This window comes from Pseudomonas fluorescens (assembly GCF_902497875.1).
GTDB lineage: Bacteria > Pseudomonadota > Gammaproteobacteria > Pseudomonadales > Pseudomonadaceae > Aquipseudomonas > Aquipseudomonas fluorescens_BR.
The window spans coordinates 30,422-55,908 of the sequence record NZ_CABVHY010000028.1 but is presented as its reverse complement, the minus strand read 5'-3'; the positions used below and the strand labels follow the sequence as shown (position 1 = coordinate 55,908).

The 25,487-nt window shown below is 59.9% G+C and carries 22 protein-coding genes, 1 other RNA gene and 2 pseudogenes; 10 read left to right on the top strand and 15 right to left on the bottom strand.

The features are described from left to right. Positions 1 to 194 precede the first annotated feature (194 nt). From F8N85_RS24830 to argE, 4 genes are all read right to left on the bottom strand, one after another. Entirely contained in the window at positions 195 to 833 is a 639-nt protein-coding gene (locus F8N85_RS24830; protein WP_150806152.1) for a peroxiredoxin, read from the bottom strand. Positions 834 to 1,072: 239 nt separating this feature from the next. Further along, the gene (locus F8N85_RS24825) at positions 1,073 to 2,434 is read right to left on the bottom strand and encodes an OprD family porin (protein WP_150806151.1); all 1,362 of its coding nucleotides are present in this window, start codon (positions 2,432 to 2,434) and stop codon (positions 1,073 to 1,075) included. Positions 2,435 to 2,923: 489 nt separating this feature from the next. Further along, positions 2,924 to 4,222, bottom strand: coding sequence for an amino-acid N-acetyltransferase (argA, locus tag F8N85_RS24820; RefSeq protein ID WP_150806150.1), 1,299 nt, complete (start codon positions 4,220 to 4,222; stop codon positions 2,924 to 2,926). Between the two features lie 145 nt (positions 4,223 to 4,367). Continuing rightward, the gene (gene argE, locus F8N85_RS24815; RefSeq protein WP_150806149.1) at positions 4,368 to 5,516 is read right to left on the bottom strand and encodes an acetylornithine deacetylase; all 1,149 of its coding nucleotides are present in this window, start codon (positions 5,514 to 5,516) and stop codon (positions 4,368 to 4,370) included. Between the two features lie 159 nt (positions 5,517 to 5,675). Here argE and F8N85_RS24810 point away from each other — a divergent pair, with 159 nt between their 5' ends. Next, entirely contained in the window at positions 5,676 to 7,043 is a 1,368-nt protein-coding gene (locus F8N85_RS24810; RefSeq protein ID WP_150806148.1) for an inorganic triphosphatase, read from the top strand. Between the two features lie 153 nt (positions 7,044 to 7,196). Here the strand turns inward: F8N85_RS24810 and F8N85_RS24805 are convergent, their stop codons facing one another. Continuing rightward, on the bottom strand, positions 7,197 to 7,661 hold the full coding sequence (locus tag F8N85_RS24805) for an Lrp/AsnC family transcriptional regulator (RefSeq protein ID WP_150640660.1): 465 nt from the start codon (positions 7,659 to 7,661) through the stop codon (positions 7,197 to 7,199). Between the two features lie 125 nt (positions 7,662 to 7,786). Between F8N85_RS24805 and F8N85_RS24800 the strand changes: the two genes are divergently transcribed. The 5 genes from F8N85_RS24800 (at position 7,787) to F8N85_RS24780 (ending at position 11,966) form a co-directional block, all read left to right on the top strand. Next, positions 7,787 to 8,125: a hypothetical protein gene (locus tag F8N85_RS24800; protein WP_150806147.1), complete on the top strand. Its 339-nt coding sequence runs from the start codon at positions 7,787 to 7,789 to the stop codon at positions 8,123 to 8,125. A 140-nt stretch (positions 8,126 to 8,265) separates the two neighbouring features. Continuing rightward, positions 8,266 to 10,047, top strand: a complete 1,782-nt coding sequence (locus F8N85_RS24795) for a GspE/PulE family protein (protein ID WP_150806146.1) — start codon at positions 8,266 to 8,268, stop codon at positions 10,045 to 10,047. A gap of 151 nt (positions 10,048 to 10,198) precedes the next feature. Beyond that, positions 10,199 to 11,119, top strand: coding sequence for an SPFH domain-containing protein (locus F8N85_RS24790; RefSeq protein ID WP_150806145.1), 921 nt, complete (start codon positions 10,199 to 10,201; stop codon positions 11,117 to 11,119). Between the two features lie 10 nt (positions 11,120 to 11,129). Continuing rightward, positions 11,130 to 11,579, top strand: a complete 450-nt coding sequence (locus F8N85_RS24785; protein WP_150806144.1) for an NfeD family protein — start codon at positions 11,130 to 11,132, stop codon at positions 11,577 to 11,579. 69 nt (positions 11,580 to 11,648) lie between these two features. Continuing rightward, on the top strand, positions 11,649 to 11,966 hold the full coding sequence (locus tag F8N85_RS24780) for a DUF2388 domain-containing protein (protein WP_150806143.1): 318 nt from the start codon (positions 11,649 to 11,651) through the stop codon (positions 11,964 to 11,966). A gap of 81 nt (positions 11,967 to 12,047) precedes the next feature. On the opposite strand, the gene gcvP is transcribed toward F8N85_RS24780, so the two are convergent. Then, positions 12,048 to 14,921, bottom strand: coding sequence for an aminomethyl-transferring glycine dehydrogenase (gene gcvP / locus F8N85_RS24775; protein ID WP_150806142.1), 2,874 nt, complete (start codon positions 14,919 to 14,921; stop codon positions 12,048 to 12,050). 202 nt (positions 14,922 to 15,123) lie between these two features. Here gcvP and F8N85_RS24770 point away from each other — a divergent pair. Next, positions 15,124 to 15,246, top strand: a pseudogene (locus tag F8N85_RS24770) (DegT/DnrJ/EryC1/StrS aminotransferase family protein); the annotation flags it as partial. A gap of 137 nt (positions 15,247 to 15,383) precedes the next feature. On the opposite strand, the gene gcvH reads toward F8N85_RS24770, so the two are convergent. From gcvH to F8N85_RS24730, 9 genes and pseudogenes are all read right to left on the bottom strand, one after another. Continuing rightward, on the bottom strand, positions 15,384 to 15,767 hold the full coding sequence (gene gcvH / locus F8N85_RS24765) for a glycine cleavage system protein GcvH (protein ID WP_150806141.1): 384 nt from the start codon (positions 15,765 to 15,767) through the stop codon (positions 15,384 to 15,386). A 52-nt stretch (positions 15,768 to 15,819) separates the two neighbouring features. Beyond that, on the bottom strand, positions 15,820 to 16,902 hold the full coding sequence (gcvT, locus tag F8N85_RS24760) for a glycine cleavage system aminomethyltransferase GcvT (RefSeq protein WP_150806140.1): 1,083 nt from the start codon (positions 16,900 to 16,902) through the stop codon (positions 15,820 to 15,822). A 156-nt stretch (positions 16,903 to 17,058) separates the two neighbouring features. Next, on the bottom strand, positions 17,059 to 18,675 hold the full coding sequence (locus F8N85_RS24755; RefSeq protein ID WP_150806139.1) for an ABC transporter permease: 1,617 nt from the start codon (positions 18,673 to 18,675) through the stop codon (positions 17,059 to 17,061). Positions 18,676 to 18,903: 228 nt separating this feature from the next. Beyond that, complete coding sequence (locus F8N85_RS24750; protein ID WP_150806138.1) at positions 18,904 to 19,905, bottom strand: extracellular solute-binding protein; 1,002 nt, start codon at positions 19,903 to 19,905, stop codon at positions 18,904 to 18,906. 174 nt (positions 19,906 to 20,079) lie between these two features. Beyond that, positions 20,080 to 21,297 (bottom strand): 2-octaprenyl-3-methyl-6-methoxy-1,4-benzoquinol hydroxylase, encoded by a 1,218-nt coding sequence (locus F8N85_RS24745; RefSeq protein ID WP_191636258.1) that lies wholly within the window; start codon positions 21,295 to 21,297, stop codon positions 20,080 to 20,082. Between the two features lie 9 nt (positions 21,298 to 21,306). Continuing rightward, positions 21,307 to 21,396: pseudogene (locus F8N85_RS35145) on the bottom strand (tetrameric acyl-CoA thioesterase); the annotation flags it as partial. A gap of 16 nt (positions 21,397 to 21,412) precedes the next feature. Further along, positions 21,413 to 22,600: a 2-octaprenyl-6-methoxyphenyl hydroxylase gene (gene ubiH / locus F8N85_RS24740; RefSeq protein WP_150806136.1), complete on the bottom strand. Its 1,188-nt coding sequence runs from the start codon at positions 22,598 to 22,600 to the stop codon at positions 21,413 to 21,415. Continuing rightward, positions 22,597 to 23,931: a Xaa-Pro aminopeptidase gene (gene pepP / locus F8N85_RS24735; protein ID WP_150806135.1), complete on the bottom strand. Its 1,335-nt coding sequence runs from the start codon at positions 23,929 to 23,931 to the stop codon at positions 22,597 to 22,599. The genes ubiH and pepP overlap by 4 nt, the downstream gene beginning before the upstream one ends. A 27-nt stretch (positions 23,932 to 23,958) precedes the next feature. Next, positions 23,959 to 24,513 carry a YecA family protein gene (locus F8N85_RS24730; protein WP_150806134.1) on the bottom strand — a complete coding sequence of 185 codons (555 nt, stop codon included), beginning with the start codon at positions 24,511 to 24,513 and terminating at the stop codon, positions 23,959 to 23,961. Between the two features lie 181 nt (positions 24,514 to 24,694). On the opposite strand from F8N85_RS24730, the gene F8N85_RS24725 reads away from it, so the two are divergent. From F8N85_RS24725 to ssrS, 3 genes are all read left to right on the top strand, one after another. After that, positions 24,695 to 24,904 carry a TIGR02449 family protein gene (locus tag F8N85_RS24725; protein ID WP_003213954.1) on the top strand — a complete coding sequence of 70 codons (210 nt, stop codon included), beginning with the start codon at positions 24,695 to 24,697 and terminating at the stop codon, positions 24,902 to 24,904. Beyond that, positions 24,901 to 25,218, top strand: a complete 318-nt coding sequence (locus F8N85_RS24720) for a cell division protein ZapA (RefSeq protein WP_150806133.1) — start codon at positions 24,901 to 24,903, stop codon at positions 25,216 to 25,218. Before F8N85_RS24725 ends, F8N85_RS24720 begins: the two co-directional genes overlap by 4 nt. 30 nt (positions 25,219 to 25,248) lie before the next feature. Then, positions 25,249 to 25,427: non-coding RNA, 6S RNA (ssrS, locus tag F8N85_RS24715), on the top strand. The last annotated feature ends 60 nt before the right edge of the window (positions 25,428 to 25,487 follow it).

Genomic DNA, 25,487 nt, shown 5'->3' with positions numbered 1-25,487 from the left:
GTATTTCTCCAGGCATCAAAAAGGCCGTCGGAACGGCCTGAAAACCCTTGCATTGTGGATGCGGTAGAACCTGAATTCTGTGGTGCTTGTCAGTCCGCTATCGCAAGCAAGCCCGCTCCCACAGGGTATGCGGTCAAATGTGGGAGCGAGCTTGCTCGGGATGACGATTTCAGCCACGCAAAAAATGCTGGAATTTAACGATTCGGCTGCGGCGTCAGTCGCAGATACGGTTTCACCGCCCGATAACCTTGGGGGAAGCGTTGCTTGAGCTCTTCTGGATCCTGGAGCGATGGCACGATCACTACCTCATCACCGTCCTGCCAGTTGGCCGGTGTAGCCACTTTGTAGTTCTCGGTGAGCTGCAGCGAATCGATCACCCGCAGGATTTCATGGAAGTTACGCCCGGTACTGGCCGGATAGGTAATGGTCAGGCGCACCTTCTTGTTCGGGTCGATGACGAACAGTGAACGCACGGTCAGGGTGTCACTGGAATTGGGGTGGATCAGGTCGTAGAGGTCGGAGACCTTGCGATCCGCGTCGGCGAGGATCGGGAAGTTGACGATAGTGTTCTGGGTTTCGTTGATGTCTTCGATCCACTTGTGGTGCGAGTCCACCGGATCGACTGACAGGGCAATGGCCTTGACCCCGCGCTGGGCGAATTCGTCCTTGAGCCTGGCGGTGAAACCGAGCTCCGTGGTGCACACCGGGGTGAAGTCCGCCGGATGGGAAAACAGCACGCCCCAGCTATCGCCGAGCCACTCATGGAAACGAATCTTGCCGGCGCTGGAATCCTGTTCAAAATCGGGTGCGATGTCGCCAAGTCTGAGGCTCATGATAGTGCTCCTGGTGAGTGCTTGTGCCGCCTACTCTGCCTGCACCCCAGACAACTTAAAAAGAATAAATATCGATTTGTTTATTTCCAAATAGAATATTAAAAGCATCTTCACTGCACACGCACGTGAAGACCACCTTTCTCATCGAGGTTCGAGAAGGTGATTCAAAGAGGGGGTCCGGGAGAGCCTGATTTGACAATCCCCGCCCGGCATTGCGCCGGGCGGGGTTTACGCAAGTATTACAACAGCGGGATCGAGTAGCTGACGATCAGACGGTTCTCGTCCTGGTCGCGCTGACCCGGAACGTCGTTGCGCCACATGGCGTTTTTCCACATCACCCCGAGGTTCTTCAGCGGACCTTCCGGCACTACGTAAGCCACAGTAATGTCGCGTTCCCACTCGGAACGACCGGTACCGGAAGCCGGGTGAGCCACCGTGTTGGCAGTGGTATCGATGTTGTCGCCGCGCAGGTAGACCACACCGGCGGTTGCGCCTGGCAGGCCGACCTTGGCGAAGTCATAGGAGTAGCGCGCTTGCCAGGTCCGCTCGCCGGCACGGGCGAACTTCTGGATTTGCATGTCGGTGGTGAGGTAAGCGGACGAACCGTCACCCTGGTTCAACCAAGGGAAGTCACTGCTGCCATTGCTGACCTGATAGCCGCCACCGAAGGTGTGACCGGCAACGGAATACAGGAACAGACCGCTGTAGAGGTTGTTGTCGACCTTGCCTCTACCCGCGCGGAAGCCCGAATAGTTACCGGTACTGTAGTAGGCCGGATCGTGGCCGTTGGCGCCATCATCGGAGCTGTTGAAGTAGCGCAGATCGCTCTTCAACACGCCCGGACCGATGGACCAGTTGTGCACCAGGCCGAGGAAGTGCTGCTTGTAGAAATCTTCCAGGTTGCCGTAGTAATACTGAGCGGTCAGATCCTTGGTGATCTTGTAGTCGCCACCGGCATAGAGGAACTTGTTGCTGTCACGGCCGGTAGAGGTAGGACTGTTGGCACCGGCAATCGACAACTCTTCGTTGTTGCTGGAGTTACGACCTTTGGCGTGCTCGATCTGACCGCCGACCAGGGTCAGGTCCTTGATCTCGTTGGAGGTGATCTGGCCACCCTGGAAGGTTTGCGGCAGCAGACGACCATCGTTGGTCACAATAACCGGTAGTTTTGGCTGCAGGGTACCGAGTTTCAATTCAGTCTGGGAAACCTTGGCTTTGGCCGTCAGGCCCAGGCTGGAGTAATCATTAACTGCGCGACCATCGCTGTCAGTCGGGAATACCGTACCGCCGTAATTGGTGCTGGTCGGGTTGCCATGGCGACCCTTGCCCGAATCCAGCCGAACCCCCAACAAGCCGATCGCATCGACACCAAAGCCAACAGGGCCTTGGGTGTAACCCGATGTGAAGTTGAGCTGGAAGCCTTGGCCCCATTCTTCTTGATAGCTCGCGTTTTTAGGGGTATTCGAATCACGGTTGTCGTTATTGATGTAGAAGTTGCGCAACCCCAATGTAGCCTTGCTGTCTTCGACAAAACCGGCGGCACCTGCTTGCTGTGCCAAAACCCCCACGGCCACAGCCAGGGCCAACGTGGACTTGTTCATTGTTTCGCTCCTCTCGTTTTCTAATTCTTCTGTACTTAGGTCCTGAGTCGAACGCCCGGGATCCGTAGGTGCGCGATTAGCGCCAGACGGTAACTGGGAAGTCAATCGTAACCAGGCGTGTCTACGACCATGGTCTAACCGCGTGATGGATTCGTGCAGGGTAATGAGTTTTCCATAAACCCAAAAAGAATTATTTCATCATTTTTCATTCTATTTGGAAATAAGACATGACCCACTCAACCAAACCGGACACAAAGTGTCGGCTTGCCGGCTAATTTCTAAAGAGTATTTAACCGATTATTTTTAGATCATTTGGCGCTTAGGCTTTGCTGGTTCGCCATCCACAGACGACCCTCCTGGCCAAACGCAAACGGCGAAAACCCTCGGCAAAACCGTCAGGTTCCTCAAACAACCGAGGAACATTCAGCCGTGCTTTCAGGTTATCGCCGTATGTGAATGCGAGATTTGTCGTGGATCAATTATCGCCGGTTATAGCGACTTTTCGAAGATTTTCGAATTACGCTGGTAGTTATACAGCGAGGCCCGAGCCGATGGCAGGCGGTCAACGCTGCTCGGCACGAAGCCGCGCTCGCGGAACCAGTGCGCGGTTCGCGTGGTGAGTACGAACAAGGTTTTCAAGCCCTGCGCCCGGGCGCGGGTTTCGATCCGTTCCAGCAATTCATCACCGCGACCGCCATGCCGGTATTCCGGGTTGACCGCCAGGCAAGCCAGCTCTCCGGCATCCGAATCGGCAATCTGATACAGCGCCGCGCAGGCAATGATCATCCCTTCGCGCTCGACCACGCTGAACTGCTCGATCTCACGCTCCAGCACTTCGCGGGAACGGCGAACCAAAATGCCCTGCTCTTCCAGCGGGCTGATCAAATCCAGCAATCCGCCGACGTCTTCAATAGCCGCTTCACGGACCAGTTCGAACTGCTCCTGGGCGACCAGGGTACCGCCACCGTCGCGAGTGAAGAGTTCGGTGAGCAAAGCGCCATCTTCCACATAGCTGACGATATGGCTGCGACCCACACCACCACGACAGGCCTCGGCGGCGGCATCGAGTAATTCCGCCTGATAGTTGCCACCCAGACGCTGCAAATGCGCGGGGACCTGTTGCGGACGCAGCTCGCGCACCAGCTTGCCGTTTTCGTCGATCAAGCCCATATCGGCGCCGAACAGCAACAGCTTGTCCGCCCCCAGGTCGATGGCGGCACGTGTGGCGACGTCTTCGCAGGCCAGGTTGAAAATTTCCCCGGTCGGCGAGTAACCCAACGGCGACAGCAGCACGATCGAACGCTCGTCCAGTAGACGGTTGATGCCCTTGCGGTCGACCCGACGGACTTCGCCGGTATGGTGATAGTCGACGCCTTCAAGCACGCCGATCGGCCGTGCAGTCACCAGATTGCCGCCGGCCACCCGCAGACGCGAGCCCTGCATTGGCGATGCGGCCATGTCCATCGACAGGCGCGCTTCAATAGCAATCCGCAGTTGGCCGACCGCATCGATGACGCATTCCAGGGTCGCCGCATCGGTGATGCGCAGGCCATGGTGGTAATGCGGGGTCAGGCCACGGGCCGCGAGACGGGTTTCAATTTGCGGGCGCGAACCATGCACCAGTACCAGCCGCACGCCCAGGCTGTGCAACAGCACCAGGTCGTGGACGATATTGCCGAAGTTCGGATGCTCGATCCCATCGCCAGGCAGCATGACGACAAAGGTGCAATCACGGTGGGCGTTGATATAGGGAGAAGCGTGACGAAGCCAATTGACGTAATCGGGCATAAAACCAGCGCCTGTAATAAAAAGCAGCCAAAAAAAGGACGAAACAGAAAACGCACAGCGGGCTGTTGGTTATCGTCGGAACAGGCTAGGCGACACGCGAGCTCTCCTTGTAGATACGGGCTTGATCATCGGCGATTAACGGAGGTCAGGCCGGTGTCAGGCAATAATGTTCAATCAGTTGACGTAGTAGATGCACGGTAGGCTGCAAGCGTGACATTTCGAGGTATTCCCCCGGTTGGTGCGCGCAGGCGATGTCGCCTGGGCCAAGCACCAGCGTCTCGCAGCCAAGGCGCTGAAGATAAGGCGCTTCGGTGCCAAACGCTACTGCTTCGGCAAGGTGCCCGGTGAGTCTTTCGGCGACGCGGACCAATTCGCAGTCCTCGGCTTGCTCGAAAGGCGGCACTTCGGGGAACAACGGCGCGTAATCAATCTTCACCTTATGCCACTCGGCAATCGGCTCAAGCTTCTGCCGGATCGCTGCACGCAAGACGTTCGGGTCCATGCCTGGCAGGGGTCGCAGGTCGAATTCCAGCGAGCACTGGCCGCAAATCCGGTTGGGGTTGTCGCCTCCATGGATGCAGCCAAAATTCAGGGTTGGGTGCGGCACGCTGAACTGCGGATTGCGGTACTCGCGCTGCCACGCCAGGCGCAAGCCGCGCAATTCACCCATGGCGTCGTGCATGGCTTCCAGCGCGCTATGGCCCAGGCGGGGGTCCGATGAGTGGCCGCTTTGCCCGAGAATATCGATGCGCTCCATCATTATCCCTTTGTGCATCCGGATCGGCTTGAGTCCGGTTGGCTCGCCAATCACCGCCGCACGTCCCAATGGCCGGCCGGCTGCGGCCAATGCCCGGGCGCCGGCCATGGAGCTTTCTTCATCGCAGGTGGCGAGAATCATCAAGGGTTGCTTGAACGGCTTGTCCAGCAACGGCAGGACGGCTTCGATGGCCAACGCAAAAAAGCCCTTCATGTCGCAACTGCCCAGACCCACCCAACGACCGTCGACTTCGGTCAGTTTCAGCGGATCGGTCTGCCACAGCGCGCCGTCGAACGGCACCGTGTCACTGTGCCCGGCCAACACCAGGCCGCCGGGGCCCGTGCCAAAGCTGGCGAGCAGATTGAACTTGCCAGGGTTGACCTGCTGGATCTCGCAGGCAAATCCCAGATCACCGAGCCAGGTCGCCAACAGGTCGATGACCGCTCGATTGGATTGATCCAGATGCGGCTGGGTACAACTGACCGACGGTGCAGCGATCAGCGCAGCGAACTGATCTTTCATGGATGGCAAAGGCATGCTCGGTCTCCGGGCTCGCGGTTGTGAACTCCATCATAGAGCCATCCGGCGCGCGGAATAAACCGTCGCGGCACGTCGAGCTGGCTTGTCCTGTACACTGCACGGCCTTGGCAGCCACACATTCCCCCGGCTGCGCTCCCGATCCTGGATTTTCCGGCCATGCAGAAAGAAACCGAAATCAAACTCCGCGTCAGCCGCGAAACCCTCGCCGCGCTGCGCGAGCATCCGCTACTGAAAAAACGCAACAAAAGTGGCTGGGAACGCCGTGAACTGATGAACCAGTACTTCGACACGCCAGAGCGCGATCTGGCCCAGGCCAAGGTTGCCCTGCGCCTGCGCCGCGATGGCGAAGAAGTGATCCAGACCCTCAAGACCCGCGGTCAAAGCATCGCCGGTCTGTCCGAGCGTAACGAGTACGACTGGAAACTGCCCAAAGCCAAGCTCGATGTGAAAAAACTCGATGGTGAATGCTGGCCGGAACAGCTGGCTGAGCTGGACAAGAAAACCCTCAAGCCGATCTTCACCACCGATTTCGTCCGCGAACGCGCGGAAATCGCCTGGGGCCGTGGCAAAGCCAAAGTGGTCATCGAAGCCGCGCTGGACCTGGGCCACGTGATCGCCGGCAAGCAGAAAGAAGAAATCTGCGAACTGGAACTGGAACTGCGTGAAGGCGAACCGGCGGCACTGCTGGAACTGGCCGCCGAACTGGCCGCTACCCTGGCGCTGATGCCGTGCGATATCAGCAAGGCCGAGCGTGGCTATCGCCTGTTCGATGCCAACAGCTATTCGTTGAGCCTGCCCGCGCCAAAGCTGACGGCTGAACTGCCGCTGGACGAGGCCTTCGCCGCGTTGAGCTGGCATTTGCTGAGCAGCAGCCAGCGCCTGGCCGAGCAATACCGCTTCAATGGCCACTGGCGCCTGCTGCAGGAATGGGTCGAGAACCTCTCTGAGTTGCGCGCGTTGCTGGGCAGCCTGGGCCAGGCCGCGCCACGTCAATCGACCCACGATCTGCGGGTAGCGCTGGATGCCTTGCTGGAAGACTGGCGCCCACTGGTGCAAGCCGGCCAGGACGACGAAGACGTGCGCAAAGCCGCACCCGAACAGTTCGCCGAAGAACTCGAAGACGTGCGCTGGGGCCTGTTCTCGCTGAACACTTCGCGCTGGTTGCTGGCCCGCACCTGGGCAGCCGAGCGCAACATCCGCGGCAATCGCCAGGGTGCAGCGCAATTGGCCAACTGGTTGCCGCGTCTGCTGGCCGACGAAGCCGTCGCCCTGCAACTGTCGCGTTATCAGCAACAGCCGGAAGACCTGGCCGAACAACTGCCGCGCATCGAACGCATCCTGTCCTGGCTGCATCATGCGCGTGGCGTGCTGGAGATCCCGGAAGCCGATCGCCTGTACGGCGAGCTGAAACAGCTGCAGCAACTGGCCAACGAGCCGATCACCGATGAAGCGCTCGATGCCCGCAAGCAGCAGGCGATTGTAGTGTTCCAGAATCGTGCCTGGAAAATGCTTCTGCGTATGTGATATCGCTGTGGCGAGGGGGCTTGCCCCCGTTCGGCTGCGCAGCAGTCGTAAACCGGCTAACGCACTCCTTCCGGGAATACTCGGCTGCTGGTTTTTGGACCGCTCCGCACTCCAGCGGGGGCAAGCCCCCTCGCCACAAAAAGCACTGAATCGCTACACCGGCAAACTCGTCGTGGATTTGATTTCGGACAACGCCACGATCGAGTTGACCTCCTGTATCCCCGGGACCATCGACAGCTTCTCGAAGAAAAACCGCTCATACGCCTCGATGTCCGCGGTGACGATGCGCAGCAAAAAGTCCACCGACCCCATCAGCACATAACACTCCAAAACCTCCGGAAAGCCGCGAATCGCCTCGGTGAATTCGGTGAAGTTGGAGCGGCCGTGGGCGTTGAGTTTGATCTCGGCGAAGATCTGCGTGTTGAGACCGATTTTCTTGCGATCCAGCAGGGTCACTTGCCCGCGAATCACCCCCTCCTCCTTGAGCCGCTGAATCCGTCGCCAGCACGGCGACTGCGATAGCCCGACCTGTTCGGCGATCTGCGCACTGGAGAGCGAGGCGTCCTCCTGGAGCAGCGCCAAAATCCGCCGGTCGTATGCATCAAGCTCGCTATGCATATAAAAACCCTAAAAATAGATAATGGAGAATTGTTTAATTCAATATATGGCTAATTAGGCCAATCATAGATAAGAAATACCCCGGCCAGCATGTAAAAATTTCGCCAGTGATTTGGAGAACCAACATGCCCCCTCTTGAAGCTGTCAGCACCACCCCGACCCGCGCCGATGTCTGGAACGTCAGCAACGCCCATTGCCGTGTGCACTATCAGCTCCTGGCGGAAGCCGAGCCGGATCTGCTGTGCCGGGTGCTCAACCATTTCGCCCTGCAGTTTCTGGTTCCGCAGCAGGTCAACGTGCTCCAGCAGGGCGATTTACTGTCGATCGACGTGGTGCTCGACGGGCTGAGCTGGCACCGCGCCCAGGTGATCGCTGAAAAGCTCCGTAACTTGATCAGCGTCTGCTCGGTGGATTTGCAATCTGCTGAATCTGCATGGGCTCAGCCTGCACAGGCGACCGGCTGAAGCCTCTCGGCAAAAACTCGCAACGCTTGGTTCGGTAACGGCCGAACGGTCGGCTCATCCGGGGACTATTCTTGGCAATCGGAGGTCAGAGACGCACACGTCTTAACCGCTAGTTGCAGGATCGTTCATAAGGAACCCGCATGTCCGTCCCCCTCCTCACTCAGGATCGCTGGCTCGATCTCAATGATCTGCTGCGTGAACTGGTCGCCCAGGGCTTTATCAGTCAGGATTGTGCCGAACACGCATTGACTACCCGACGCAACGCCGTCAACAGCCAGCTCCACCCGCTGGAATTTCTCGCCAGCCAGCAGTTCGACGACCTCAGTCGACCCGGCAAGCAGCTCGACCTGGAAAGCCTGACCCTGTGGCTCGCGCAGCAGGCCGGTCAGCCTTATTTGCGTATCGACCCGCTGAAGATCAATGTCGCGGGCATTACCCCACTGATGTCCTATGCCTTTGCCCAGCGCCACAAGATCCTTGCGGTGTCGATCGACCGCGATGCGGTGACCGTGGCCAGCGCGCAGCCCTACGTCACCGCCTGGGAAGCCGATCTGACCCACGTCCTGAAGCTGCCGATCAAACGCGTGGTGGCGAACCCGGCTGACATCCAGCGCTTTACCGTGGAATTTTTCCGCTTGGCCAAGTCGGTCAGCGGCGCCAACAACTCTGATCAGAAAATGAGCACCCTGGGCAACTTCGAACAATTGCTCAACCTCGGTGCCAGTGACCAGGAGCCGGACGCCAACGACGCGCACATCGTCAATATCGTCGACTGGCTATTCCAGTACGCCTTCCAGCAGCGCGCCAGCGATATCCATATCGAGCCCCGCCGAGAGCAAGGCACCGTGCGCTTTCGTATCGACGGCGTACTGCACAACGTCTATCAATTTCCCCCTCAAGTGACCATGGCCATCGTCAGCCGCCTGAAAAGCCTGGGCCGGATGAATGTCGCGGAAAAGCGCAAACCCCAGGACGGCCGGGTCAAGACCAAAACCCCGGACGGCGGCGAAGTCGAGTTGCGTCTGTCGACGCTGCCAACAGCTTTTGGCGAAAAAATGGTCATGCGAATTTTCGACCCGGAAGTGCTGCTCAAGGATTTCGACCAGCTGGGCTTCTCCGCAGAAGATCTGCGCCGCTGGCAAGACATGACCCGCCAGCCCAACGGCATCATTCTGGTCACCGGTCCGACTGGTTCAGGTAAAACCACCACGCTCTACACCACCCTGAAGAAACTGGCGACACCCGAAGTCAATCTCTGCACCATCGAAGACCCGATCGAAATGGTCGAGCCGGCGTTCAACCAGATGCAGGTCCAGCACAACATCGAACTGACCTTTGCCAGCGGTATACGAGCACTGATGCGCCAGGACCCGGACATCATCATGATTGGCGAGATCCGCGACCTGGAAACCGCCGAAATGGCGATCCAGGCCGCGCTCACCGGTCACCTGGTGCTTTCCACCCTGCACACCAACGATGCGCCGAGCGCCATCAGCCGCCTGTTGGAACTCGGCGTGCCGCATTACCTGATCAAGGCCACCGTACTCGGGGTCATGGCTCAGCGGTTGGTGCGGACCCTTTGCCCACACTGCAAGGCGCCAGTGAGTCTGGGCGACGAGGACTGGCAGACCCTGACCCGGCCCTGGCAAGCACCGCTGCCGATCAATGCCCAACGGGCAATCGGTTGTCTGGAGTGCCGCGACACCGGTTATCGCGGGCGCGCCGGGGTTTACGAGATCATGCTGATGAGCGACAGCGTCAAAGCGCTGATCCACCGGGACACCGATCTGCTGGCGGTGCGTCACCAGGCATTCAAGGAAGGCATGCGCAGCCTGCGGTTATCCGGCGCACAGAAAGTCGCAGCAGGCTTGACGACCATCGAGGAGGTGCTGCGCGTGACACCCCAGAGTGAGTTGAAATAACGGCGTAGCCGACAACCGCAACAGTGGCCAACCCGGTGCGGCAGCTTTTATGTCTCCCGATGATGCCAGCCGCACTAATCGGTTTTTATGCCCGCCCCGCGCCGCTACAATCAGGCATTGCAGCCTCATTGAATGTGAACAGGGAAATGTTATGCAGATCGGTAGCGTGCTTTTGCTTTTTGTCGGCCTGGCCATCGCCATTGTATTCATGGGCTTCAAGGTGGTTCCGCAGGGCTATCAGTGGACCGTCGAGCGCTTCGGCCGCTACACCAACACCCTGAAGCCGGGCCTGAACATCATCATCCCGGTCATGGACCGCATCGGCCGCAAGATCAACGTGATGGAGAGCGTGCTGGATATCCCGCCGCAGGAAGTCATCACTGCCGACAACGCCACTGTGCAGATCGATGCCGTATGCTTTTTCCAGGTGGTCAACACCGCTCAGGCCGCCTACGAGGTGAACAACCTCGAGCACGCCATCCGCAACCTGCTGCAAACCAACATTCGCACGGTACTCGGCTCCATGGAGCTGGATGCGATGCTCAGCCAGCGTGACGGCATCAACGAGAAATTGCTGCGCACCGTCGACGAAGCCACGGCGCCCTGGGGCATCAAGATCACCCGGATCGAAATCAAGGACATCAGCCCACCCGCGGACCTGATGGCGGCCATGTCCGGGCAGATGAAAGCCGAGCGGATCAAGCGAGCGCAAATCCTCGAGGCCGAAGGCCTGCGGGCATCGGCGATCCTGACTGCCGAAGGTAAAAAACAAGCGCAGATCCTCGAGGCCGAGGGTGGCCGGCAGGCGGCGTTCCTTGAATCCGAAGCCCGCGAGCGGCAAGCCGAAGCCGAAGCCCGTGCCACTCAGGTAGTGTCCGAAGCGATCGCGACCGGTAACGTGCAGGCGATCAACTACTTCGTCGAACAGAAATACATTGATGCGTTAGGCAAACTGGCGTCGGCCAACAACAGCAAAGTAATCCTGATGCCGCTGGAAGCCAGCCAGGTAATCGGGGCCGTCGGTGGTATCGGCGAAATAGTCAAAGCCACATTCGACAGCAAAAAGGCCTGAGGCGCGACTTATGTGGGCATTCCTGCAGCACTTGTCGTTCTGGGACTGGCTGGCATTAGGCACCGTCTTGCTGATTCTCGAAGTGTTCGGCGCCGGTGGTTATTTGCTCTGGGTTGGCATGGCCGCTGCCGCAGTCGGAGTGCTGACCTTCCTGATTCCGGAGTTGTCCTGGGAAGTGCAATTGCTGCTGTTCGGTCTGCTATCGGTGCTGACGGCTTTATACTGGTGGAGACGCCAGCGCAGTGCCGTTCGCGCCAGCGATCAGCCGAACCTCAATCTGCGTGGTCAGGAGCTGATCGGCAAAACCTTCATGGTCCATGAGGCGATTGTCGGCGGGCGAGGCAAGATCAAGGTCGCCGACGGCGTCTGGATGGCCAAAGGGCCGGACGCGCCTGTCGGCTCCCGTGTTCGCGTTATCGGGCAGGAAGGGGTCATCATCCAGGTAGAACCCGCCGATTGAGGGCAACGGAACTCAACCGGGCTATCGAGTATCCAAGACTCCAGCTAACCCATGTCGGAGTCACCCATAATGCGTTTTAAACTTGCTGTCGCCACCCTGGCCTTGCTGTCTATTCCTGTTGGTTCGGCAATGGCCGACAGCTTCTGGCGTAACGTCATTTCCTCCGGTGCGACCACAGGCTCTACCTACCTGACCTTCAAGGATCACAAACTGATGGTCGCCGCCCAGGACGATGCCGGCAGCTTCGTCGCCAGCGAGGGTGGTATTCGTGGCCCGTATCTGGAAGCCGCGATGCAGAAAGTCCGCGCCGATAACCCAGGCTTGCAGGCTACCGACATGGAACTGGCCAACGCGATTCTGGCGAAGAATGCGGTTGCCCAGCAGTGATCTGCTGATCTGCTGAATAAAAAAATGCCGCTCCCGGGAGCGGTATTTTTTTGCCCCTTTAGGGCTTACCGCTCCCTCGCTTCAACGATACGCATCCACCGGCACACAGGCGCAGAACAGATTACGGTCGCCATAGACATTGTCGACGCGATTCACCGCCGGCCAGTATTTATGGGCCTTGGTGTGAGCGCTGGGGATGACTGCCTGTTCGATGCTGTAGGGCCGTTCCCAGACGCCGGTGATATCCGCCAGGGTGTGCGGTGAGCGTTTCAACGGGTTGTCTTCGCCGGGCCAGGTACCGTTTTGCACCAGGGCTATTTCCGCGCGAATACTCAGCATCGCTTCAATGAAACGGTCCAGTTCAGCCTTGGACTCGCTTTCGGTCGGCTCGACCATCAGCGTGCCCGGTACCGGGAACGACATGGTCGGCGCGTGAAAGCCGTAGTCCATCAAGCGTTTGGCCACGTCCTCTTCGCTGATCCCGGTTTGCGCCTTGAGCGGCCGCAGATCAAGAATGCATTCGTGGGCCACCCGGCCATTACGCCCGGTATAGAGCACCGGGAAGGCTCCACTCAAATGCTCGGCCAGGTAGTTGGCGGCGAGAATCGCCACTTCGCTGGCATCCGCCAATTGCGGCCCCATCATCGCGATATACATCCAGCTGATCGGCAGAATGCTCGCGCTGCCCCAGGGCGCCGCGCTGACCGCGCCGTTCTGCGGTAGCGGGCCTTCGATGGGCACTACCGGGTGATTGGCGACGTATGGCGCCAGATGCGCCCGCACGCCAATCGGCCCCATGCCGGGGCCCCCACCGCCATGGGGGATGCAGAAAGTCTTGTGCAAATTCATGTGGGATACATCAGCGCCAATATCCGCCGGGCGAGCCAGCCCGACCTGGGCGTTGAGGTTGGCGCCGTCCATGTACACCTGGCCGCCGTGACTGTGGACAACTTCGCAGATCTCGCTGATGCCTTCTTCATACACGCCATGGGTCGATGGGTAGGTCACCATCAGGCAGGACAGCTTGTCGCCGGCGGCCAGGGCCTTGGCTTTCAGGTCGTCCAGATCGACGTTGCCGGCATCATCGCACTCGACAATTACCACCTGCATGCCCGCCATCTGCGCCGAGGCCGGGTTGGTACCGTGGGCAGACGCCGGGATCAGGCAAACGTTGCGCGCGCCCTGCTGGCGGCTCTCGTGGTATTTGCGGATCGCCAGCAACCCGGCGTACTCACCCTGAGCACCGGAGTTGGGCTGCATGCAGATGGCATCGAAGCCGGTGATCGCGCACAGCCAGCGCTCCAGCTCGCTGATCATCAGCGAATAGCCCAACGCCTGCTCGGTCGGCGCAAACGGGTGCAGATTGGCAAAGCCCGGCCAGGTGATTGGGATCATCTCGCTGGTGGCATTGAGCTTCATGGTGCAGGAGCCCAGCGGGATCATCGACTGGTTGAGTGACAGGTCCTTGTTCTCCAGCTGTTTGAGGTAGCGCAGCATCTCGGTTTCGCTGTGATGGGCGCTGAATACCGGATGGCTCAGATAAGGCGAGCTGCGCAGCAGTTCAGTCGGGATGCCCGAGGCCAATGGCTCGGCATCCAGCTCAGCGACATCCAGCCCGTGGTCGGCGCCGAGAAAGATATCGAACAACCGCGCCACCGTGGTTTCATCGCAGGTTTCATCGAGGCTCAAGCCTAACTGCCCACGACCGAGAATCCGCAGATTGATCTGTGCAGCCTTGGCGCTTTCGATGATCGCCGTCTGGCTGCCGCCGACTTCCAGGGTCAGGGTGTCGAAGAACTGTTGGTTAAGCCGGGTAATGCCGTTGCGTTCAAGACCGGCAGCCAGAATGCAGGTCAGCCGGTGAACCCGCTGGGCAATGCGTTTGAGCCCCTCTGGGCCGTGATACACCGCATAGAAGCTGGCGATGTTGGCCAGCAGTACCTGCGCGGTACAGATGTTCGAGTTGGCCTTCTCCCGGCGGATATGCTGCTCGCGGGTCTGCAACGCCATACGCAGCGCGACATTGCCCCGCGCATCCTTCGAAACGCCGATGATCCGCCCCGGAATCGCCCGTTTGAACTCATCACGACTGGCAAAAAATGCCGCATGAGGACCACCGTAACCCATGGGCACACCAAATCGCTGAGACGAACCGAACACCACATCGGCCCCCAACTCCCCTGGCGGGGTCAACAACAACAGACTGAGCAGGTCGGCCGAGACACAGGCCAACGCCTGCTGCGCATGCAACTGATCGATCAGCGGCCGCAAGTTGCGGATCTCACCGTGGGTGTCCGGGTACTGCAGCAGTGCGCCGAACACCTGGTGGCTGGCAAGGTTATCCACAGCATCGATCACCAGTTCGAAGCCGAACCCTTCGGCGCGGGTCTGGATCACGGAAATGGTCTGTGGGTGACAGTTTTCGTCGACGAAGAACAGATTGCTTCTGGACTTGGCCACACGCTTGGCCAGCGCCATGGCCTCCGCTGCCGCCGTGGCTTCATCCAGCAGTGATGCGTTGGCCAGTTCCAGGCCGGTGAGGTCGATGGTCATCTGCTGGAAATTCAGCAACGCCTCGAGCCGACCCTGGGCAATCTCAGGCTGATAGGGGGTGTAGGCGGTGTACCAGCCGGGATTTTCCAGCACGTTACGCAGGATCACCGCAGGCGTCAGGGTGCCGTGATAGCCCATGCCGATCAGACTGGTCCAGACCTCGTTCTGCTCGGCATAGCCCTTGAGCCTGGCCAGTGCGGCCTCTTCATCAAGTGCTGGCGGCAGATCCAGCATGCGGTTGAATCGAATGCCCGGCGGCACCGTCTGCTCGATCAACTCGACCCGGCTGGCGAGCCCGAGGCTGTCGAGCATGGCCTGTTGCTCGGCGCAATCGGGTCCCAAATGGCGCCGCAGGAAGGCATTGGGGTCGCGTAACTGGCTCAAGGACGGCAGCTGGGACATGACGGGCTCTCTCTCGAATGGCGCTCGGCGTCGATGCAACACGGTCAAAGCAGCATAGCAGCCGATCCCGAGGGTCGACGGCATGGGGTCTTTGGCCAATCGGTACCATTATGCTCAGCGTCTGAGAGAACCGTGGGTGCTGGAAGACGCCGCACAAGCCTTGGGCTCGAGCTGAAACGGTCATGCGCACGGTTTCACATAGGGCATGTTCCCGGTCGTGGAACGTGTGGGTCGTTTGATCGTCTCGCTGCCGATGTTCTCGGCCACGAGCAAGAGTGATGTCGAGCGTTCGGTGGCGGCGGTCAAGGCTGTGCTGCAGCCGTAATTGTTGCCTGCATCTGTAGGAGCTGCCGCAGGCTGCGATCTTTTGATCTTTTGATCTTTTGATCTTTGTTCGGAAACGCGTGGTCCGTTAGAAAGATCAAAAGATCGCAGCCTGCGGCAGCTCCTACGGGGCGAGCATTACTCGCCGATAGCGCTCTTGTAGCTGGCAGCGTCGAGCAACGCGTCCAGTTCAGAGGTATCGGTGGGCTTGAGTTTGAAGATCCACGCACCGTATGGATCGCTGTTAAGCAGCTCCGGACTGGCGCCCAGTTCTTCGTTGATGGCAATCACTTCGCCCGACACTGGCGAGTAGATATCGGATGCGGCCTTGACCGACTCGACCACACCCGCGGCCTCACCGGCGGCAAACACTTTGCCAATTTCCGGCAGCTCGACGAACACTACATCGCCCAAGGCTTCCTGAGCATGGTCGGAAATACCCACTTTCACGCCGCCATCCTCGTCCAGACGGGCCCATTCGTGACTTTCGGCAAAACGCAGGTCGACAGGGATTTCGCTCATATTCTGTGTCCTCAAGAAGAAATGTCAGCGGTTGTTTGCCCGCCAGAAAAAGTTAGATCAAGGCTTTGCCATGACGCACAAAGGTCGGTTTTACCACCCGAACCGGGTACCACTTGCCACGGATTTCCACTTCTGCACGGTCGGCGGTTGCCATGGGCACCCGCGCCAGTGCGATCGACTTGCTAAGCGTAGGAGAGAAACTACCACTGGTGATCTCCCCTTCGCCAACATTGGCGATGCGAACCACTTGGTGAGCGCGCAATACACCGCGCTCCTCCAGCACCAGACCCACCAGCTTTTGCTGCACTCCGCCTGCCCGCTCGGCTTCCAGCGCCGCGCGGCCGATAAACTGACGAGCGGCAGGTTCCCAGGCGATGCTCCAGGCCATATTGGCCGCCAACGGTGAGACGTCTTGATGAATGTCCTGGCCGTACAGGTTCATGCCGGCTTCAAGCCTTAGCGTATCGCGGGCGCCGAGGCCGATCGGGGAAATACCGGCACCGACCAGATCGTTGAAGAACGCCGGTGCCTGATCGGCCGGCAGGACAATTTCCAGACCATCTTCACCGGTGTAACCGGTACGCGCAATGAACCAGTCGCCGTCGGCTTGCCCTTCAAAAGGTTTCAGCTGATGGATCAGCGCGCCACGCGCCTGGGAAACCAGCTCGGCAATCCTGTTCCGGGCCTGCGGGCCTTGAATCGCCAGCATCGCCAACTCGTAGCGCTCGTGCAACTGCACCTGGTAATCGCCGAGCTGAGCCTGCATCCAGGCCATGTCCTGATCACGGGTGGCGGCATTCACCACCAGACGGTAACCGGCCTCGGTGCGATAGACGATCATGTCATCGACCACCCCGCCGCGCTCATTGAGCATGGCGCTGTACAGGGCACGGCCAACGCCGTGCAGACGCTCGACATCATTGGCCAGTAAATACTGGAGCCAGGCCTTAGCCTGGGGGCCGCTGACGTCGATCACGGTCATATGGGATACATCGAAAACCCCGCAGTCGCGGCGCACTTGATGGTGCTCTTCGACTTGCGAGCCATAATGCAACGGCATATCCCAACCGCCAAAATCGACCATCTTCGCGCCGAGGGCGAGATGAAGGTCATACAGAGGCGTACGCTGTCCCATGGGTTTCTCCTTCCGGGCGTGGCGAAGGTGCGGACGAGTGCTGTACGGAGTGAAAGCCTTTAAATATATGGCTTTCAGCCGATTTTAGTCACCCTGTCTGAAAGACGGACCGTACCAAATGCCGCGCATTGTAGCCGCAAGGTGTAGGACTGGCACCTAGCCTGTTCGATGCGCGGAACGTCGGATCAATCCGATGACCGGTAACAGTCCGACCAAAACCAGCGTCAAAGCCGGCAACGACGCCCGTGACCACTCGCCTTCACTGGTCATTTCGAAGATTCGTACAGCCAGCGTATCCCAGCCAAACGGGCGCATCAGCAGGGTGGCGGGCATTTCCTTGAGCACATCGACGAACACCAGCAACGCAGCGCTCAAGGTACCTGGCAGCAGCAATGGCAGATACACTTTGCAAAACAGTCGTGGCCCACTGACCCCCAAACTTCGGGCTGCTTCGGGCAACGACGGCCGGATCCGCCCCAGGCTGTTTTCCAGCGGTCCGTAGGCCACCGCAATGAATCGCACCAGATACGCCAGCAACAATGCCGACAGGCTGCCCAACAGCAAGGGTTTACCCGCACCACCCAGCCAGGACGACAGCGGGATCACCAACTCGCGGTCCAGATAACTGAAGGCGAGCATGATCGACACGGCGAGCACCGAGCCCGGCAAGGCGTAGCCTACATTCGCCACACTGATACCGGAGCGGATGGCCCGGGTCGGCGCCAGTCGTCGGGCAAATGCCAGCAACATGGCCACACTCACCGTGATCAAGGCCGCCATGCCACCCAGGTACAGCGTGTGCACGATCAGCCCGGCATACCGCTCATCGAGGTCGAAACGTCCGCGCTGCCAGAACCAGACCATCAGCTGCAGCATCGGAATGACAAAGGCACAGGCAAACACCAGGCCGCACCAAGTACTGGCAGCCAACGCCTTGAAGCCGCGCAGGTGATACAACGCCTTGCCCCGGGGCCGCTCATTACTCCCCCGGCTGGCGCCGCGAGCCCGGCGTTCGCCGTACAACACCAGCATGACCGCCAGCAGCAACAGACTGGCCAGTTGCGCTGCGCTGGAGAGGCTGAAGAAGCCGTACCAGGTCTTGTAGATGGCCGTGGTGAAGGTATCGAAGTTGAACACCGCCACCGCGCCGAAATCCGCCAGGGTCTCCATCAGTGCCAGGGCTACGCCCGCACCGATGGCTGGCCGCGCCATGGGCAGCGCCACGCGCCAGAACGCCTGCCAGGGAGATTGACCAAGAACCCGCGCAGCTTCCATCAGGCCCTTGCCCTGGGCGATAAAGGCGGTACGCGCGAGCAAATAGACGTAGGGGTAGAACACCAGCACCAGCACCAGGATCACCCCGCCAGTAGAGCGCACTCGCGGCAGACGCAGGCCCATGCCGAACCATTCTCGCAACAGGGTTTGCAGCGGACCGGAAAAATCCAGCAGACCCACGAAGACAAACGCCAGCACGTAGGCCGGAATCGCAAACGGTAGCATCAGCGCCCAATCCAGCCAGCGCCGCCCAGGGAAGTCACAGAGGCTGGTCAACCAGGCCAGGCTGACACCCAGCAGCGTCACGCCGAAACCGACGCCCAGCACCAGCGTCAGCGTATTGCCGAGCAAGCGCGGCATCTGGGTTTGCCACAGGTGCGACCAGATCTGCTGGTCGATCGACTGCCACGACAACAACAGCACGCTCAGTGGCAGCAGAACCAGTGCGGCAACGGCAAAGACCAGTGGATACCAACGACGTTGAGCGGGATGGGCCACGAAAAGCTCTCTGGTGATGGGTTTGAATCGATAGCGGATTGCGGTGTGTACCGGAAAAGATCGCAGCCTGCAGCTCCTACGCCGACCGCGTGCAACCGCGATATCAGAGGTGTATGCGATTCCTGTAGAAGCTGCCGGAGGCTACGATCTTTTGGCCATCTAAATCGCGCCGACAATCTGTCGGAAACAAAACGCCCCGCAAATGCGGGGCGCAGTATAACGGGCGACTCAGTTCCAGCCAGCACGGTCCATCAAACGAATGGCCTCGGCCTGACGCTTGCCAGCCACTTCCACCGGCAAGGTATCGGCAACGAACTTGCCCCAACCCGCTACTTCAGCAGACGGCTGCACACTCGGGTTGGCCGGGAATTCCTGGTTGATATCGGCGAAGATCTTCTGTGCCTCCGGGGTGGTCATCCACTCCACCAGTGCCTTGGCCGCCTCTGGATGCGGCGCGTGTTTGGTCAGACCGATGCCGGACAGGTTGACGTGCACACCACGGTCGCCCTGGTTTGGCCAGAACAGTTTTACCGCCAGATCAGGCTTCTGCTTGTGCAGACGGCCATAGTAGTAGGTGTTGACGATGCCGACGTCGCATTGCCCGGCGTTGATCGCTTCAAGCACCGCGACGTCATCGGAGAACACATCGGTAGACAGATTGTTGACCCAGCCTTTGAGGATTTTCTCGGTCTTTTCCGCACCATGAACTTCGATCATCGTGGCGGTCAGTGACTGGTTGTAAACCTTTTTCGCCGTACGCAGGCACAAACGGCCTTCCCATTGCTTATCGGCCAACGCCTCGTAGGTGCTCAAGTCAGCCGGTTTAACCCGGGCAGTGGAATAGGCGATGGTCCGCGCCCGCAGGCTTAAACCGGTCCACTGATGGGCGGACGAACGGTACTGAAGCGGAATATTGGCGTCGATCACCTTGGAGGTGAAAGGTTGCAGGATACCCATCTGCTCGGCTTGCCAGAGGTTGCCGGCATCGACGGTGAGCAGCAGATCGGCGGTGGCGTTTTCGCCCTCGGCCTTGATCCGCTGCATCAACGGTGCTTCCTTGTCGGTGATGAACTTCACCTGGACACCGGTCTTCTGGGTATAGGCATCGAACACCGGTTTGATCAGCTCATCGATGCGCGAGGAGTAAACCACCACTTCGTCGGCCGCCTGGGCCGTGCTACCGATGAGTGTGAGTGCCAGGGCAGTCAGTAGACGCTTCGGTGCCAGCATGGGGGCGGTCTCTCGAAATAAGGGAAAATGAAATGATAGTGACTCACATTTAGCTTCTCAACCGAACAGTCCGCGGAGGAGTTACTAGATGTTGCTGGAGCTGCCGCAGGCTGCGATCTTTTCCGGCGCACCACTGATTGCCGAAGAGCAAAAGACCGCAGCCTGCGGCAGCTCCTACGCCTTGGCCAGCTCCGGTAAATCTCCGGTCAACCCCAGCGCCTGGCGCACGAACAGCGCCTTGGCTTCAGGCATCTGATCGACCATCTTCAAGCCGGTATTACGCAGCCAGCGCAGTGGCAAGGGATCAGCCTGGAACAACCGCTCCAGCCCTTCCATCGCCGCCATCAGCGCCAGGTTGTGGGGCATGCGTCGACGCTCGTAACGGCTGAGCACTTTGACATCCGCCAGGCGCTCGCCGCGGCTGGCCGCTTGCAGCAGTACTTCAGCCAATACCGCAGCGTCGAGGAAGCCGAGATTGACCCCTTGCCCGGCCAACGGGTGAATGGTGTGGGCTGCATCGCCGATCAGCGCGAGGCCTTCGGCCACGTAGCGCTTGGCATGACGCTGACGCAGCGGCACGCAAAGTCGCGGGTCGGCGCTCAACACCGTGCCCAACCGGCCTTCGAAGGCTCGTTCCAGCTCGCGGCAAAAGGTTTCATCGTCCAGCGCCATCAGGCGTTCGGCTTCAGTCGGGGTGGTCGACCAGACGATCGAGCACCAGTCGTGCCGGCCGTCGCGCTCCAGCGGCAAGAAGGCCAGCGGACCGTTGTCGGTAAACCGTTGCCAGGCGGTCATCTGATGGGGCTGAGCACTGCGCACGCTGGTGACGATGGCGTGATGCAGGTAATCCCACTCGCGGGTCGCGCAACCGGTCAGGCGGCGTACCGCCGAGTTGGCGCCGTCCGCCGCGATCACCAAAGGTGCACGCAATTTCCGGCCATCGGCCAGGGTCAGCAGCCAGTCGTCGCCGGAGCGGCGCATCTGCTCCAGTCGCGCATTGGCCAGCAAGCCTAAATCGCAGTCGTGCAAACGCTCGAGCAGGGCATCCTGCACCACACGGTTCTCGACGATATGCCCGAGTACTTCGGCGTGCACGCTGGCCGCCGAGAAATGGATCCGCCCGGTGCCGCTGCCGTCCCAGACCTGCATTTCGGTATAGGGGCTGGTGCGCCGCTCAGCGATACCGTCCCAGACGCCCAGGCGCTCCAGGATCCGCTGGCTGGCTGCCGACAAGGCACTCACTCGCGGCTCGAAGGGCGCCTGCGCATCAAAGGGTTTGACGCTCAACGGGCTGCCATCGAGCAGCAGCACCTCCAGCCCGCTGTTTTGCAGCGCCAGCGCCAAAGCGCTCCCGACCATTCCGGCCCCGACAATCAGCAGATCTGCGCGCATTTCCATGCTTTAAGCCTGTCTCGCTTGCGGCTTGAGCCGCACGTAAAGGGGTTTATCGAGCCGCGCCACCTGCGTGCCGCCGCCGTCACCAATCTCTAAACCGTGGGTCAGCCACTCATGCATCGGGACGGGTGCCCAGGCCCATGGCCTGCCGGGCGAACCAGCGTTTGGCCGGTGGCAGCAGATCGAGGCCGAGCAAGCCGATATTGCGGCCCAGAGCGACCAACGGTTGAGCGCTGCCAAACAAGCGGGTGACCTGATCGGAGAAGCCGATAGTCAGTTGTTGATCCAGCCGTTGCCGCTCCCGATAGGCCTGCAAGGTCACGAAGTCGCCCGGCGCGCTCTCGCTGGCCAGCAAGGCATCGGCCAATGCCTGGGCATCACGCAGCGACAGGTTGAAACCCTGACCGGCGATCGGATGCAGGCTGTGGGCGGCATTGCCCAGAATCGTCAGATGCGGACGAACCTGTTCTTCGGCCTCCACCAGCGTCAATGGATAAAGGTGCCGTGCGCCGACCTGTTTGAGGGTGCCCAGGCGATAGCCGAAGACGCCCTGCAACTCACTGAGAAAGCTGCGTTCATCAAGGCTCGCCAGACGCTTGGCGTCCATGCCGATACGGGTCCAGACCAGTGCGCAGCGGTTATCCGGCAGTGGCAGCAAGGCCATCGGGCCGTCATCGGTAAAGCGCTCGAACGCCACGCCGTTATGGGACTCGCTCGGGGTGATGTTGGCGATCAGCGCGCTCTGGTTGTACGGACGCTGTTTGATGCCGATCCCCAGTTGCTCGCGCAGTCCCGAACGGCCGCCATCGGCTAGAACGGCCAGATCGCAGTCGAGGGTGGTTTCATCGTTGAGGGTCAGGCGGTAACCGTCTTCAAGTGGCTCCATGCCCGTGACTTCGGCCGGGCAGTGCCAACTGATCACGTCCTTGTCCATACCTTGCCAGAGGCATTGGCCGAGCCAGGCGTTTTCGACCACATAACCGAGCGCCGGAACGCCCTCCTCCATGGCCGACAACCGTGCGGTGGAAAACCGCCCGCGATCGGAGACATGGATCTGTTTGATCGGCTCGGCCCGCCGGGAAATTTCCTGCCACAGGCCCAACCGCTGATAAATTTGCCGGGCGCCGTAGGACAGCGCCGAGGAGCGGGCGTCATAACTCGGTTGAAAACTGTCGCCAGGTGCAAACGGTTCGATCAGTACGATCTTCCAGCCGCGGGCTTTGGCTCCCGCCTGCAAGGCCAACGCCAGACTGGCGCCGACCAGGCCGCCACCAATGATTGCCAGACTGACTCGACTCATGCCGCCTGAGCCCGGGCAGCCGCCATCAGTGCTTCGATCTCGGCCACCGTTTTGGGCACGCCTTTAGTCAGAATTTCACAGCCCTGCCTGGTCACCACCACGTCATCCTCGATGCGCACGCCAATGCCGCGCCATTTCTTCGCTACGTTCTGATTGTCCGGTGCAATGTAGATGCCCGGTTCGACCGTCAGCGCCATGCCGACTTCCAGCACCCGCCATTCGCCGCCGACCTTGTACTCGCCGACGTCATGCACATCCATCCCCAGCCAGTGACCGGCGCGATGCATGTAAAACGCCTTGTAGGCTTCGCTGGCGATCAGCTCGTCAACGTCGCCCTGCAACAAACCAAGGTCCACCAAGCCCGCGGTAATGACCCGAACCGTGGCTTCATGGGCCTGGTTCCAGTGCTTGTTCGGGGCGATTTCGGCAAATGCCGCTTCCTGGGAAGCCAGCACCAACTCGTAGATCGCCTTCTGCTCAGGGGAGAACTTGCCGCTGACCGGCCAGGTCCGGGTGATGTCGCTGGCGTAGCAGTCAATCTCGCAACCGGCATCGATCAACACCAGGTCGCCGTCCTTGAGCAGCGCATCGTTCTGCTGGTAATGCAGGATGCAACTGTTGCGCCCCGAGGCAACGATCGAGCCATAGGCCGGCATTTTCGCCCCACCCTTGCGGAACTCGTAGTCCAGCTCCGCTTCCAGGCTGAACTCAAACAAACCGGCACGGCTGGCCTGCATCGCCCGAACATGCGCCTGAGCGGAAATCCGCGCGGCTTCACGCATCACTTTCACTTCTGCCGCCGATTTATACAGACGCATGTCATGCAGCAGATGATCCAGAGCAACGTATTCGTTCGGTGGCTGGGCGCCGAGATGCGCTTTAGAACGGATCACGTTGATCCAGTCCATCAGATGGCGGTCGAATTCGGGATTGCTGCCCATGGCCGAATAGACCCGGTCGCGGCCTTCGATCAGGCCCGGCAAGATGTCGTCGATGTCCGTGATCGGAAAGGCGTCATCGGCACCGAAGTCGCGGATCGCGCCTTCCTGCCCGGCGCGCAAACCGTCCCATAACTCGCGTTCGGCGTTGCGTTCACGGCAGAACAGCAGGTATTCGCCATGTACACGCCCGGGCATCAGGACCAGCACTGCCTGAGGTTCGGGGAAACCGCTGAGGTACTGGAAATCGCTGTCCTGACGGTAGACGTGCTCGACATCACGGTTGCGTATCGCCACGGCCGCGGCCGGCAGAATCGCGATGCTGTTGGGTTCCATCTGCGCCATCAGCGCCTTGCGGCGCCGGCTGTATTCCGATTTCGGGATATGAATCATGGGCAGATGGATTTCCCTGGCAATCAATTAGTGCAGCGAAGGTTTGGCAGGCGCTGTAGCCGGTTTGGTGGTCTCGGTGAACAGCAGCAATGGCGCAACCCGCAGGTACTCCATGACTTCCATGTAGTCACTTTCACCGTCGTCGGATTCTTCCAGGGCGTCTTGCACTTGGGCAATGGCCGCGAGATCCTGCAAGACTTCCGTGGCTTCAGCGCTCAAGGCGTTGTCACGGTAGGTCAGGCCGAAGCCGGCAAGGAAACCCTGGCACCACTGGCCGAGGGCCTCGGCACGCTCGGTCAGCGGCGCGTCATCGGACGGCAACAGCAGCACAACGGTCATGTCGTCGCTGGTCAGTTCGCCTTTGACCATTTCCTGCAGGCCGATCAAGGCGTTACGGACGTTGTCTTGGGGCTCGCCTTCAAGCAGTTCGGCAGCATCGGCCAGCCAGCTGTCGGCTTCAAAACCGGCGCCGGCGCAACTGCGCCCCAGCAACAGGCCATGCAGTTCGGCAGGCGATACGGGATGGCCGCTGGTGTTGAGCAGGGTGGCGAATGCGTGATACGGAGAATTCTGAATGGGCATGGGCTGCTAGGCGCCAAGCGGCGCAATGTCTAGAATAAAGGCCTTGTATCCTAGCATCGGCAGACGCGCCAAGACTATCGAGGGCGCCAACTCGTTTGCCTAGGGGCTGTTGACGCGCGGTTCACCCAGCATCAACGGCCCCTAGCCAGTGCCATTCATCAGACAAATCCAGTGGAACCCAATGGAAGACACCGACCTGCAAGCGCTGATGGCTAGACTCGAACTGCTAATTAACAGGGTCGAGCAACTAAAGAGCCAGAACGGACTCTTATTAGCTCAAGAAAAGACCTGGCGCGAGGAACGCGCTCACCTCATCGAAAAGAACGAAATCGCCCGGCGTAAGGTCGAATCCATGATTTCGCGCCTCAAGGCCCTGGAGCAAGACTCATGAGTTCAAACAACAGCGTTACCGTGCAGATCCTCGACAAAGAATATTCGATCATCTGCCCTCAGGAAGAACGCAGCAACCTGGTGAGCGCCGCCCGCTATCTGGACGGCAAGATGCGCGAAATCCGCAGCAGCGGCAAAGTCATCGGTGCCGATCGCATTGCCGTAATGGCCGCGCTGAACATCACCCATGACCTGCTGCACAACCAGGAACGCTCGGAAGTGCAGGCCAGCGGTTCGACCCGCGAGCAGGTACGTGACCTGCTGGAACGTGTCGATTTGGTGCTCGCGACCGATACGGATGTCACCAAGGGCTGATTCCTTAGGGTGGTTGCGGTATACTCGCGCCACTCCCTGGGGTGCTTGCCAGTTGGCGATGTCCCTGAGCCGATTCGCACTACCCTGGAGGTTGCACGTTGGGCCGGTGTGCATGTCCGCTAGACGGAAAGCCTTAAGGCCTACTGCATCTTCCACCTTGAACTTTCGGGTTCAAGGGCTAAGTCGACAGCGGTTCATCCGGGGAGCCTGAATTCCTGCCCATTGCCAGTTTCTGCAAACTGGCAATGGCTTTTAACGAGTACGCCACC